Origin of the sequence: Mycobacteroides sp. H001, assembly GCF_001440005.1 — a bacterium.
GTDB classification, from domain to species: domain Bacteria; phylum Actinomycetota; class Actinomycetes; order Mycobacteriales; family Mycobacteriaceae; genus Mycobacterium; species Mycobacterium gwanakae.
This window is the reverse complement of sequence record NZ_LJYH01000021.1, coordinates 553362-565535: the sequence shown is the minus strand read 5'-3', so window position 1 is coordinate 565535 and position 12174 is coordinate 553362. Positions and strand designations below refer to the sequence as shown.

Annotated in this window: 13 protein-coding genes; all 13 read right to left on the bottom strand. The window is 61.5% G+C overall.

All coding sequences use genetic code 11. The annotated features are described in order from the left end of the window. Positions 1–11: 11 nt before the first annotated feature. The gene (locus AOT83_RS04735) at positions 12–1739 is read right to left on the bottom strand and encodes a hypothetical protein (RefSeq protein ID WP_198530378.1); all 1728 of its coding nucleotides are present in this window, start codon (positions 1737–1739) and stop codon (positions 12–14) included. After that, complete coding sequence (locus AOT83_RS04730; RefSeq protein ID WP_057965037.1) at positions 1736–2689, bottom strand: hypothetical protein; 954 nt, start codon at positions 2687–2689, stop codon at positions 1736–1738. Before AOT83_RS04730 ends, AOT83_RS04735 begins: the two co-directional genes overlap by 4 nt. Next, complete coding sequence (locus AOT83_RS04725; RefSeq protein ID WP_131726908.1) at positions 2686–7236, bottom strand: phage tail tape measure protein; 4551 nt, start codon at positions 7234–7236, stop codon at positions 2686–2688. The genes AOT83_RS04730 and AOT83_RS04725 overlap by 4 nt, the downstream gene beginning before the upstream one ends. Further along, on the bottom strand, positions 7229–7615 hold the full coding sequence (locus AOT83_RS04720) for a hypothetical protein (protein WP_057965039.1): 387 nt from the start codon (positions 7613–7615) through the stop codon (positions 7229–7231). Before AOT83_RS04720 ends, AOT83_RS04725 begins: the two co-directional genes overlap by 8 nt. Before the next feature lie 32 nt (positions 7616–7647). Then, complete coding sequence (locus tag AOT83_RS04715; protein WP_057965040.1) at positions 7648–8106, bottom strand: hypothetical protein; 459 nt, start codon at positions 8104–8106, stop codon at positions 7648–7650. Between the two features lie 105 nt (positions 8107–8211). Beyond that, positions 8212–8793: a hypothetical protein gene (locus tag AOT83_RS04710; protein WP_046253079.1), complete on the bottom strand. Its 582-nt coding sequence runs from the start codon at positions 8791–8793 to the stop codon at positions 8212–8214. A 67-nt stretch (positions 8794–8860) separates the two neighbouring features. After that, the gene (locus AOT83_RS04705) at positions 8861–9283 is read right to left on the bottom strand and encodes a hypothetical protein (RefSeq protein ID WP_057965041.1); all 423 of its coding nucleotides are present in this window, start codon (positions 9281–9283) and stop codon (positions 8861–8863) included. Then, positions 9276–9548 carry a hypothetical protein gene (locus AOT83_RS04700; protein WP_057965042.1) on the bottom strand — a complete coding sequence of 91 codons (273 nt, stop codon included), beginning with the start codon at positions 9546–9548 and terminating at the stop codon, positions 9276–9278. The genes AOT83_RS04705 and AOT83_RS04700 overlap by 8 nt, the downstream gene beginning before the upstream one ends. Beyond that, positions 9538–9717, bottom strand: a complete 180-nt coding sequence (locus tag AOT83_RS04695) for a hypothetical protein (RefSeq protein ID WP_057965043.1) — start codon at positions 9715–9717, stop codon at positions 9538–9540. The genes AOT83_RS04700 and AOT83_RS04695 overlap by 11 nt, the downstream gene beginning before the upstream one ends. Continuing rightward, positions 9717–10181 carry a hypothetical protein gene (locus AOT83_RS04690; RefSeq protein ID WP_057965044.1) on the bottom strand — a complete coding sequence of 155 codons (465 nt, stop codon included), beginning with the start codon at positions 10179–10181 and terminating at the stop codon, positions 9717–9719. Before AOT83_RS04690 ends, AOT83_RS04695 begins: the two co-directional genes overlap by 1 nt. Beyond that, positions 10178–10582 (bottom strand): hypothetical protein, encoded by a 405-nt coding sequence (locus tag AOT83_RS04685; RefSeq protein WP_057965045.1) that lies wholly within the window; start codon positions 10580–10582, stop codon positions 10178–10180. The genes AOT83_RS04690 and AOT83_RS04685 overlap by 4 nt, the downstream gene beginning before the upstream one ends. A gap of 17 nt (positions 10583–10599) precedes the next feature. Next, positions 10600–11493 carry a phage major capsid protein gene (locus AOT83_RS04680; protein ID WP_057965046.1) on the bottom strand — a complete coding sequence of 298 codons (894 nt, stop codon included), beginning with the start codon at positions 11491–11493 and terminating at the stop codon, positions 10600–10602. 32 nt (positions 11494–11525) lie between these two features. Then, positions 11526–12146 (bottom strand): hypothetical protein, encoded by a 621-nt coding sequence (locus AOT83_RS04675; RefSeq protein WP_057965047.1) that lies wholly within the window; start codon positions 12144–12146, stop codon positions 11526–11528. Positions 12147–12174 lie beyond the last annotated feature (28 nt).

The window sequence follows — 12174 nt, the reverse complement described above, 5'->3', positions numbered from 1 at the left end:
GGCATCGTCACCTAGTACACTCCCAGATCTCGCAGGGCGGCGACGATGGACTCGATCTTGCCCCAGGCCCGCTGTGCCGGGTCCTGTAGCGCGCGCTCGTCGCCGATGGTTAATTGCCACTCGGGTGGGGTCTCTTCGTCCCACTTGAGGTCTATGCGCCGACACCGATCCATCTGGATTCGGTTCCGGGTGTCGTTGCGTAGAGCGATACCTACGCGATCGTCCAGGAAGAAGTGACCAAGGCCGCTGTCGCCCACCATGAACGGCGCACCGTCCACCACCGACACCTTGCAACTGATGGTTGTCTTCGTCGCCCAGAAGCCGGCACGGAGCACCATCAGAGCTGCGATGGTGTACGCCTTATTTGCGCCATCCTGGAAGTACTCGAAGTATCGAGACCAGCCCGAATTCTGCGCCCGCTGAGTCGATTTGACGCTCCACCAGGCCAAAACCGTGTCTTCGTACAGCGGCTTGACCAGCGTGTCCACAGTGCCGCCGAGGGACCCGATCTGGGCGATACCGCCGAGAATGTCGAAGCCAGCCTGGATAGATGCACTGATGGCCTCATTGACGCCAGGCATCGAGTGTCCACCGACGTTCACCTGAATGCCCTTTGCGGGCGAGACCGTGAATTCTGATGTCTGGATGGGTGATTGGTCGCCGTCGCGGTAGATGACGTACGGCATCTCTTTGCGGGTCAGCCGCAAGCCGGGGATGAAGTAGTCCTCGGGGATGTCATTATCGGCGATCAGATCATCGGTCGAGTCAATGAAGTCGTCCGCAAATTCGGCTGCGGTGCGGAATAGTCCATCGAACATCGAGCCGCCGTGCGATGTTCCGATCATCACGCCGGACTTATCGACGATGTCGATGACCAGGGTCCCGCTGCGCAGCTTGGCACCCGGCCACGGCTCGGGGTCACCCTCTAGCCAGCGGCGGCACACAACGCTGTATTCGGCGTCTTCGAGCATGATCTTGGCCATGTCGTGCCAGTTGGCCCAACGCGACGACACCATGCCCCAGACGGCACCGCTGGCCATTGCCTCGAAGAATGAGGTTGGCTTGACAACAATGCTCCAGGTGGACTGGTCGAGCCCGCTGAACCAGCTCGCTAGATTCAGCGGATCGTCGGGAATTGTGATGAGCGGGTTGTGTTCCCGAAAAAATTGCAGGAACAGGCTCATTTTCAGAATCCAAGGGACTGGACCCGCAAGGATGAACGCGCGCGGTGCCTGGAACGCCGCAGGCAAGAATGGATTGCTCCAAACGCTATACCATTTCAGGTTCTCGTAGTCGTGAAGCCAAGTGACGCTTAGTGTTTGATCGCCATCCTCGTCTGACTTGAGCGTTGCCTTGTCGAGACGCCCTGACCAGCGCGCACCGCAATAGTCCACGGTGATGTGGACGTTGCGCTTCTCTCCGCGATCCATGCGGCCCTGCATGTCATGAATCCACTGCGCCACTTCTGACGTGAACGGGATGTCTGTCTGGCCAGGACCAGAGTCGTTGGAGATAAACGAGAATTCGGCTCGGTACTCGGTGGCCAGGACGTGATGTAGTTCCCATTCACCGTCGAAGATGCGAACGACCGGAGGCTGACGGCGAAGTCTGACCTCGGCGCGCTCTTGCTTGATCGTCTCGTCCCAGATCGCCTCGCACTGCGCGCGCAGGTCTAGGTTGTCGAAGTCGAGCTGAATGGGTTCGTAGTCGAGTACGGCGGTGGCGTCGTTGACGCTCACTCAAGACCCCACGGCCGCGACCAGAGGCGCGGCTGTACCAGCTGAGCCATCGCACCTCCAGCGGGGGCGTTCTTGAAGCTGATCGGAATCTGCTGCTTCGGGGTGTATGGCGGGATGACGTGCATGAAATGACGGCCATTCATCAGCGGCAACATGTTGGTGTAGTGCGCATCGCGAATCATCAAGTCCTGCTTGTTCAGACTGATGACCGCGCCACCCTGCACGGCGGTGATCGGCGGGATCGACAGCACCCGAGCGCGGTAGGCACCACCAGGCTTGCGCGCGTACTTCTTGCCGCGCCAACTGAAGTCCGGGATCTCCCACTCAGCGCGCGTCAGAATCCACTTGTGCCGCATGGGCTGATCGGTCGGGTTCTCGATCTCGATGAACCCCGTCGCGTCGGTACCGCCATCCGAGAACTCGGTGATAACCGGGTTCTCGTACCACATGGGTTGGCCTGCACGCAGTTTCAGAATCAGATTGAGGTACTGTTGCTTGATCGGATCAAGCTCCGACTCGATGACCGGATTCTCATACATCAACACGTCGAGCATGCGCACGCCCGACTTCTCAGTCTCGACGCCGAGCGTGATCGGCTCCGGGTCGTCGTCCCACTCATCTTCTTCGTAGGCGAAGATCTTGCGGAAGTCTGATTCGTTCTCTTCCATGGTGCGACCGAGGGTTTCGATGCAATGGAATCCAAGGGTGAGGTCGCGATGCAGGACCTTCTTGCCCTTCTGCGTCGCGCCATCCTGGAACGCGCCCGCCTTCCAGGTGGTCTTGACCGGGGCGTCATAGATGCCCTGTACCTGGCCCTTGGCATTCCAGACGCCCTCATGGCCTTCGACCTCGCCGTGCGTGTGGAACCGGCGGCCGTCACCGCTAATCCACATCGAAAGGATCTGCGACTCATATCGATCGGGCTGGATGATGAACGGATTGCTACTCATGGCCGCCCCGCGTACCGCATCATCTGGAGCTTCTGCTTGTCGTTGAGCTGACCCATCAATTCGTCCACGTCCTTGACGTTGATGCTGTCGACCTTGATGCTGTAGTCGTTGCCCTGTAGCGCGCCTGGCTCAAGCGGCTGCCGCGCGGCCGCGCTGCTCACATCGGCCCACTGGCGGCCAGTCAGAACAGGCTCAGGCGACTTCGACAAGTTGATGGCCATGCCACCCGGGGGCAGCATGCCGCCGGCGTCGAAAATGCCCATCATCTTGAGCCATTCCGGACCCATGGGTGAGTTCGGGCTCTGCTGCTGCGGGGTCGCTGTGGGCGGGCCATCCATCGTCGGTGGCTGTGCGGCCGGACCGGGGCCAGTCTTCGTGCCGAATGGGTTTGAGCCAGCGGGTGGCGGAGGCAACGGACCTTGGCCGCCACCCACACCCGGCAGTGCGCCAGGTTGTGGCTGAGTCTGCGCACCGGGTGCGCCAGAGCCCGGCATCTGACCGGCCTGGACGGGTGCACCCGGCAGCTCGGGGCCAGGTGCCGCGCCTAGGCCCTCGCCGTGTTCCTTGGTACCGGGATCGACCGCGGACTTCTGCGCCTCGGCCTTTTCCAGCGTCGTAGTCGCCGCGCCCTGATTCTGGAGCTGCGGCACAAAGCCCGTGTAGTCGTAGCCGAGCCAGCGCGGAGCGCCGAATGGGAACAACTGCTCGACAAGAGCGTCCACTCCGATACCGGCCATCTGGAAGCCCCAGCTCACGCCACGCTTGGCCGCGTTCGCGCCGAGACCGATGGCCGCTGCCGCGGCCGGACCTGCGGCCTGACCACCAGCGCCGAAGCTGCCGACTGTGGCGGCCGCTGATGCTGCCGTGGCCGCCGCTGACGCGGCCTGATCGATGAGCCCGTTGACAGCCTCGGCACCCATGTTGAGCAGCCCAGCGGCGAAACTGGTACCCGCGGTGCCGGTACCACCGGCAGCGGCAGGAATGTACCCCTCGCTGCGGTCGGTGCCGCGATCGTTCATGTCACCGGCAGCCAGGGCTCTCACGCCATTTTCGCGGCCAGTCGGGATGCCGCCATTACCCATGATCTGCGCCATCAGGGCCGACGCATTGGGGGTACCCGTGCCGCCGTTGGCCATGTACTGCTCGGTGAGCTGGCGTCGCACCTTGGCGGGCAAGGTGAATCGAGTGTTCTTGCGCGGCTTACCGCCACCGATCGACGTAGCGTGCACGTGATCCATGTGGTTTGCGGTCGGGCCACCGCGATCGTCCATCCGATTCGACTGACCGTTAGCGCCCGTCCAGTTCTGTTGCCATATCACATCTTCCAGGCCATAGGCACTGGCATTCTCCAGTAGATGCCGACGGATGTCGTCACCGAGTTGCTTACCCTCAGGTGTACTGGAATCGGGAATCATGATGTCGAGTGCGCGCCCGGACGGGTGGTACGGCATCGAGTCGGAGCGCATGCCGCCGATCTCCCGAATGCGATCACCGAACAGCATCGAAATGGCGCGGTTGATGAGAATTGTCTTGCTCTGCAAGCCTGCTTCGTCCGCTAGACCCGGACCTAGGTCGCCGCCGAAGAGGTCTTCCAGGTCAATAGGTCCGCCATCCTTGAACCCCGGAAGCATGCCCTGCGCTGCCGCTCTACGGAGCTGGAACACGCCTCGGTGGCCGCCCATGTTGTCCACGTCGTCAGCGGTGAGCATGTGCTCACCCTGCGAACCCCACATGAGCACGTCGTCGGACTTTCCGCTACCGGGGCCATAGACCGCGCCGCCATCCTTCTTCTTTGGAAGCTGCTGCAAGGCACCCGCTACAGACCCCATGGGTCCAGGAAGAATTGCGCCCAGACCGGTCATCTGCGCCTGAATTGTCATGGTGTGGGGCTGGTTGATTTTCTCGATCAGCTCTGCAATTCGGCGCTTCGCGTCGTCGGTCTCTGCGACAACCTTGAAATTGCCGTCCTTCATTTTCTGAACGTCGTAACCGAGACTCTTGAGTTTGTTCTGAGCGTCTTCGGTCAACGCGGTGACGACAACCGACTTGCTATCTGGCACTTGGACAATGGATGCGCCAAGCTCCTTGAAACGCTTCACACCTTCTTCGGTTGCACGCCAGGTACCTTCGAGCATGGACTGGAGGTCACGCTGTTTCTGTGACATATCCCCAATGGAGTTGCGCTGCTCATTGATGTTCTGCGTCATCGTGATAAACGACTCACGTACATCGGGCATGATGTCGATGAAGCCCTGAAGCCCCTCAACACCCTTTTGGTAGTCCTTGTTGATGCTTTTCTGGTTTGACTGATAGTCGCCGAGCTTCTTGTTAACGTCATCCCACGCAGTGCCCTCGCGCAGAAGTGCCTGCGTCAGTTCTTCATTGGTGATACCCGCGTTACGAATATCGATCATCGCGCTTCTGGTTCGCATCCCCTTGTCGCTGACCTGCTCGCCGATGATGTCGGCAGCCTTCTTACGGATGTCGTTGTACGCGTTGGGGTCACCAGTTCCCAGGGCTGCGTCGAGAAGTTGTGTGGGATCTAGGCCATAGCTGCGTGCGCGCTGATCGGTGTTGATCTCCTGAAACTTCGTCGCGACCTGTTCACGCGTCTGCTCAGTGATTCGCCCAGTGGACTTGTCAAGCGTGGCCCGTAGCGCTTCTTCTTCCTGACGCTGTTGCGCAGCCTTGTCGGCAGCCTCTTGGTGCTTCGCGGCAAGAAGCCCCAGCGCGACCGATGCACCGCCAAGTGCCAATCCCCATGGACCACCGAGCGCGGACATGAGCCCGCCTGCTGCGGTGGACAATCCAGTGGTTGCGGCACGTGCTACACCGGCTGTACGCCCGAACCGTTCGGCACCATCGACACCCAAGCGGTACGCCTCACCCATGCGACCAAGCACCGAATACCGCGCCTGCATGGTGGCAAGGGCCGCGTTCATGCCGTTCAACTGGACACCCTGCGCGGCCCCGAGACTGCGCTGTAGCTGCATCTCTTCACGGAAGCTGCGCATGCCAGTGACGACACCGGGTAAGGTCTGCCGCAGATTGCCCAGCGGGCCGGGGAGCCGGTCTAGGAGCGTGGGGATAAACCTCCACGCCATCCACGCAACAGCGACCGCAGTCACCAGGGACTCTTGGCCGTCCAATGCGCTCGCGACCGTACTCAGCAGCGGCGCGACGAATCCGATGACATCTCCGGCGATCTTGAGCGCTTCAACGAACCCGGTCCACGCCGCGCTGCCGAGCGTTTGGAGGACTTCCGCTAGCGCCTTGCCGAACTTCTGAATATCCGGCCATGCCTGCTTGACCTCTTTGGTGATGTCCGAGAAGACGCCGCTACTGGTGTCACCCTTGAGGGCGTCCAACAGATCTCCGAGAGTGCTGTTGGCCCAGTTGCCAACCTGCGCAAGCGGTCCATCAACCACGTCATACAGGGCCAGCTTCGCATCGTCCAGTGTGTTCTTGAGGCGCTCGAAAACACCTGGCAATCCTTGATTCTGCGCTGCTGCGAGTTGCGCTGCGCCTCCTTGCCGCGTGACCGCTGCATACATTTTGTCAAATGCAGCGGCGGTAGTGTTCATGCCTGCGATGCGCGCGGCGTCAGACCCAAATAGCTTGTTGGTCGCCCACTGGAAGTCCTGCTGACTCATGCGATTTGACGCTTGACTCAGTTGATCCATCAGAGATCGAATACCGACGAACCGTTTGTCCTGGTCGTAGAGCGTCAGCCCAAGCTCTTCGATCGCCTGCTGTGCGGGCTTACTTGAATCGGTGATAGCCAGCAGCGTTGCCTTGAGCATCGTTCCGGCGTCCGAGCCAACGATGCCATTGTTCGCGAAGATGCCCAGCGCCGTGGCGGTGTCTTCCATCGTGAGCCCGAACTGAGCGGCGACCGCACCACCAGCCTGCATGCCATAGGCGAAGTCGGTGATCTCACCGGTGGATGCATTGGCGGTATTGGCCAGTACGTCGGCGGCATCCGCGGCACGGCTGGCGTCCAGGTGGAATGTCTGGAGCGTGCGAGCTTGAATCGTCGCGGCGGTCGCCGCGTCTACCTGCGCAGCCGCCGCGAGCTGCACCGTGCCGCGCGCGGCTTCCATGGCCTGTTTGACGTTCAAGCCGCCCTTGACCAATTCGGTCATCGCTGCGGCGGCACTCTGCGCCGAAGTGCCCGAAAGGGTTACATCGCGGCCGAGTTCTCTTGCCTTGGCGCTGATCTGCGCCATCTCGGCGGCGCTGGCACTGGAGACGCCCCGCATCGTGTTGAGGTTGCGCTCAAATTCCAGGCCCGACTTGACGGCCGCAGTGAAGCCAGCGGTCACCGACGCCAATCCGCCAGCGATGCCCGCGGTCGCGAGTCCCTTCTTCATGAAGTCGCCGAATGACGCGGAGGCACCCTGCCCCATATCGCGGCCCATGCGCCGGCCAGCGGCTCCAGCGTCGTTACCGGCAGCATTCAGCGCGCGGGTGATGCCCTTCTGGAGATCACGCGTCTCCGCGACGAGGGAGACGTAACCTACAGCCAGCTCTACGCCTTTAGCCAACGCTCACTCCTCTCGGGATCATCTGTGATTTCCTGCCGCGCTTCTTGTCTCGCATCGCGCGGCGACGAGCGATCTCGTCGTCATGCCGCTGCTTGCGCACGGCCATGGGGACAGTCGGGTCGATCGATGGGCCCTCATCGCTGGGTCGCTTGACTTGCTTGGGCTTCGCACCACGGCCACCCGCGCGCTGCCAGTTCGCACCCTGGAGCGTGAAAAGGATGGCGCACAGCAGGTCGACGTTCAGGTCCCATGCCCACGTGCGTGGGTGGCGCGCACGGAACAGAGCCGATTTGTCGCCCAGGTTCTCCAGGAACACGCGAAACTCCTGCCAGGACATCAGCGACGAGCCGATGTCCCGGCGGTGAAGCTGACGATCCAATAGATCGGCTTGGATCGCCTCCCCCCACTCGTCTAGGAGTTCAAGGAGGCGGAAGATTCCCCCAGGTTCACCCCGGGCTCACCGTTGTCGCGCGTCTCGCCATCCTGGCCGACGGGCTTCTGAGATTCCTTGGCCCAGTGAGCAAGAATCTGGTCAAGCTCACCGACCGTGAGGGTCATCAGCCGGTCGCATAGCGACTCGTCGAGTACGGCGCTGAGCATGGCCCGCGCTGAGTCTCGGGTGGTCTCGTGCATGGTCCGGCGCGGCACCTCGGTTTCCGGGTTTCCCTCGTCGTCGAGAACCGGATTACCCTCGGCATCCAGCACTGGGACGGGCTCGTCTAGCGCGGTGAGGTTTTCCTTCATCTTCCGGGCTAGGTCTTCATCCATGAAGTTCATGTGCGGCAATGCGAAAGCCAGCACGGAGCCGTCTTTCATCGGCACCTCAAATTCGACCTTTGCCTCAGATGCGGGGGTGATACGAAATGCCATGATGGACCGAACCTTTCAATTCGAGAGATGTTGACCGGACGGCCCCACCCCGGCAAGGGCGGTCCGGTCCAGAGGTACAACCATTGCCGGGGTGAGACTTTCGACCTAGGAGCCCGAGCCAGTCGCGTCGGGGTCGTCGATCAGCGAGTAGACGCCGGGGTTACCAGATTCCGGCTTGTACACGTCAATGTTGACCGTGAACTTGACCAGTTGATCGTGGACATACTCGATGTCTTCGATCTCTACGATCTGGCCTTCTTCGATCACATTGAGCGCGGTCTTCCGTCCGTCGATGTAGCGCTGGATGAACGAGCTGCGGGGCAGCTGAGCATCCGACCATTCGACGCGGTACTTGGCGTGACCACTCGCGTAGCTCACGGTCACGTTGTCGTCACCGAAGACGGTCTTGAGCGTCACAATGTTCTGCTCGTAAATCGTGGCGGTAACGGTGCATTCGTAGTTGTCCTGGGTCGTCTTGACCGTTGACCCACCAAATGCCTTGTGCTTGGTGGTGTCACGCTTGGGGCTTACCTTGAACCCGTCGTCACCCATCCAGCCGTGGTCCTTGAATGCAGCGTCAAGCGCATCAAGGGCGTCATCGGGCAGCGGCGTCCCGAGAGGGGCACGGTAGAAGCTACCGCCGTCCTCGTGGAGAGTTGCCGCCCAAATGTTCTTGGAATTGGCCATAATTGGTCCCCTTCTACTGAGAAGTGGTCGGAACTTGGACCGGACCTGAGGGGGCACCCGTTTCGGGCTAGTTGGTGGAGATGAGCAGGTCGACCGTGAACTGATAGCGGTCGTGACTCGGTACGTCGGGATCGGGGAATTCCACGGGCCCGTTGTCGTCACCGGCACAACGCACGAATCCGCCAGCGATCGTTTGGCCACTAGCAGCGCGCAACACCCCACGCGCCGCGTTGGCCAGCTTCTCCCCTTCTCCGCTATCGTCCCAGCACTCGAACAGCAGATGTGCCTGGTCGGTAACGCGATTGAGCATCCCGCCCGGGTTCAGCCGCGTTACGCGGATGAACTTGCCCGGCAGGATGCGATGACCCGTTGCGGTGCCTGGTTTCTTGGAGGAAACGAAGACTCCGGTCAGGCCAGTCTGGGGTAGTCCCGCGATCAATGCTTGAACCGCGAGCGCTACAGATGGTTTGGGAACGATCAGCTCAGCCATGGAGCCGCTTCACCAACGTATTGTGTCGAGCGTTGTGCCGAATGGCCTTGAAGTTCGTGGGTATGACGGTTGTACGCCAGCGACCTTGAGGGCGCTTGACACCCTGGATGCTGCTGGTCTTGAATCCGTCCGTGCCCGCCTCAGCGTTGGCACCCGCGGCGATCGCCGACGCGCGGCGTTCCAGGTCGCTTCGCACACCCGACGCACCACGAATCTTGAAGTAACCGTTCACCTTGTGGACGATGCGAACTCGGCTAGTCGCCATCGCTCTCACGGTCCTCGATTACGTGCGTCCACTGGTCGCCGTTGAAAATGGCCACCCGAGTCTCGGTGCTGACGACCAGGTTGTTGGTGACCTCTTCGGTCTCCCACTCGGCCTTGCCGCCTTCGGGGAAGTCGACGTACTCGCCGTTCTTGAGGTAAGCGCGAAACATCAGGTGACCCTTTCTAGGTCGACAACCTTGCCGGGTTGCCAGAGGTGAAAGCCATTGGTGTAGTCGCGCGGCCAACCCTGAACCTCGTAGCGGGTCCACACGATTCGGTCGGCGTCGAGCGCCTGGAGAATCCCCGAGCGTCCGGGTCGCACACCGCGCAGTGAGTTCTTGTCGGGTAGGTCGATGACATCCATCGAGCAGGGGTCGTCCATCGCGTTGCCGTCGATGTCAACGAGCACGGGTGGGATGTACAGCTCAACCCGATCGACTGATCGATCCTTGATGTATTCGGGGTCCCCAGCGCCACCAGGGGGCGCGGCCGCCTGAAACCAAAACAGAATGCCGAGCTGATCCTTCGGTGGCGTCCATGTGCGAACTGGCGCATTCTCCGCGTTGACCGCGGTCGGGTCGTACCGGTGCAGCGCCCCCAGCAGGTTGGTAGGGATCGCCGCCACGATCGTCATTCCGGCGTCACGTCCTCGGTATACGCATCCCGAGCGTCATAGGTCGGGGTGATGGTGAACGCACCGCCGGACTTGATGCCACAGAGGGCTTTGAGATCACGGATCTCGTCGGTCTCGAAGCGCCGGCGTCGCGGCTTGGAGGTATCAGAGCTGACCTGGTACGGGCCAGCCATGATGTTGCTCTGTACGCCACTCCCCGACTCTGCGGCGCGCACGATGACATCAATCAGGATGTCCTTGGCGGCGGCCGCCTTGCCGGGTGGGAATTCAGCAGAGGAAATACAGGGCGCGAACAGGGCCGCTCGCGCAATCGTGCCAGCGATGAGACGGTCAACCACTTCATCGGGCGCACCCGGTAGATGTGCCTGAATCTCGCCTCTGGTGATTGCAACGGCGGCCACTGTCCGCTCCCTCCTGACTAGCTGCCCGAGGCGGCGTTGGCGCCCGTGATGCGGACGAAGCGGTTCACGTCGCGAACAGCGAAGCCGACTTCAAACTCGACACGGACCGCGAACATGTTGCGCTGCCATAGGTTCAGCGTTTCGGCACCGTCAGTCAAGCTCGCCTGGCTGGAGATGTCGATGGACAGGCCCTCCACGTAGCCCCACATTGCGGTGGACCACTCGCCACCGAAGCCCACGGTGGACGGCGAACCGGCCTTGTAGGCGTGTGGCGTCTTGGAGACGGGGCGCGCCAGGATCTCACGCTCAACGCGGCCCTCGCGGGTAACCGAGTCGATGAAGATCGGACGGCCCATAGTGTCCTTGGCGCCGAGCGCTGCGATCTCGGCCTGAGAAGTGAGGACCCAGCGCTCTACGTCGGAGCCCTCCACCGCGGCGACCGATTCCAACGCATCGACGTAACCGTCATAAACGTTGGTTGCGATCGAAGCGGTCGGTGCAGCCGCGAGAGTGTCGAATCCGGTACCGGGCGAGGGATCGAACCCCAGGCACGTACGGTCGAACTTCTTGGCCAGGACACGCGGAAGGCGACTGACAAGGGCGTTATACAGGCCCGGAAGGTCGCGCTTGAACTGGTTCGAGAACGGGACGATCACGGCAAGCGTGTAGCCCTTGATGTTCTTGGAACTCAGCGATCCGCGGCTAACCGGCTTCTCGTCGGTCTCATCGACCCACTCGGCCTGGGGATCTCCCGTGATAATCGGGATGGACAGGCCACCAGCGGGAAGATCAATCTGCGGCACGAGCTGCTGAATGATCGAAGCCTGCTGGACGTTCTGCCAGATCTGCTGGGACACAGCCGGGGGCAGAAGCACCCCGTTTGTAGTCCGGTTGATGTCCACACCAGCCATGGGTGTGACCTCCTTTCAAATGAAAGTGGTTGCTAAATCACGCCTCTGAGCGCTGCGGCGAATTGCTCTTCTGGAGTTGCTCCAGCGGCACCACCGCGCCCAAACGCCGGATCGGGGGCTGGCCGGCGCGACTGGCTATTGGTCACCTCGGTGACGTAGGCAGTGAGCTTGGCCTTTAGGTCCTCGACCTCGGCGGTGATCTCTTCCTCAGAAGTCGCCGTGATCAGTGGCAGCGCAAACGGTGGAATTCCGTCGGCCAGTTGGTATCTCAGAAGGCGAGCGTCTGCCTCGGCCTTGTCAGCCTCGGCCTTCTCGGCACGAGCCCGATCCTGCGCCGCCTGATCTAGAACGCGCTGATCAGGTGTCTTCTCGCTTTCCTTCTTCTGCTGTTCGCGATCGAAAGCGGCTTTGTACTCGGCGAAGTGCTGATCATGTTCCTTCGCCTTGGCCGCGTTAGTCTTTGCGCGAGCCTCGTTCTTACGAGCCTGGTCGCGCCACTGGTCGCGTTCGCCCTCTAGCGCCGCGAGCTGTTCGTCATACGACGTTTCCAGCTCGTCGATGCTCTCCCCCGTCGCGTCTGGCTGCTGACCAGCCGCGGTCTCGGCCGCTCCGGGCATCGAGTTGGGCGTGGGGGTTCCGGCTTCTTCTGACATGTGAGATCTCTCCTGCGTTTCGCATAGA

Bases quoted from the DNA above. Each gene is read 5' to 3' on its own strand.
- AOT83_RS04730 (WP_057965037.1), bottom strand. From the start codon at position 2,689: ATGAGTAGCAATCCGTTCATCATCCAGCCCGATCGATATGAGTCGCAG.
- AOT83_RS04675 (WP_057965047.1), bottom strand. From the start codon at position 12,146: ATGTCAGAAGAAGCCGGAACCCCCACGCCCAACTCGATGCCCGGAGCG.
- AOT83_RS04690 (WP_057965044.1), bottom strand. From the start codon at position 10,181: ATGACGATCGTGGCGGCGATCCCTACCAACCTGCTGGGGGCGCTGCAC.
- AOT83_RS04705 (WP_057965041.1), bottom strand. From the start codon at position 9,283: ATGGCTGAGCTGATCGTTCCCAAACCATCTGTAGCGCTCGCGGTTCAA.
- AOT83_RS04680 (WP_057965046.1), bottom strand. From the start codon at position 11,493: ATGGCTGGTGTGGACATCAACCGGACTACAAACGGGGTGCTTCTGCCC.
- AOT83_RS04710 (WP_046253079.1), bottom strand. From the start codon at position 8,793: ATGGCCAATTCCAAGAACATTTGGGCGGCAACTCTCCACGAGGACGGC.
- AOT83_RS04695 (WP_057965043.1), bottom strand. From the start codon at position 9,717: ATGTTTCGCGCTTACCTCAAGAACGGCGAGTACGTCGACTTCCCCGAA.
- AOT83_RS04715 (WP_057965040.1), bottom strand. From the start codon at position 8,106: ATGGCATTTCGTATCACCCCCGCATCTGAGGCAAAGGTCGAATTTGAG.
- AOT83_RS04700 (WP_057965042.1), bottom strand. From the start codon at position 9,548: ATGGCGACTAGCCGAGTTCGCATCGTCCACAAGGTGAACGGTTACTTC.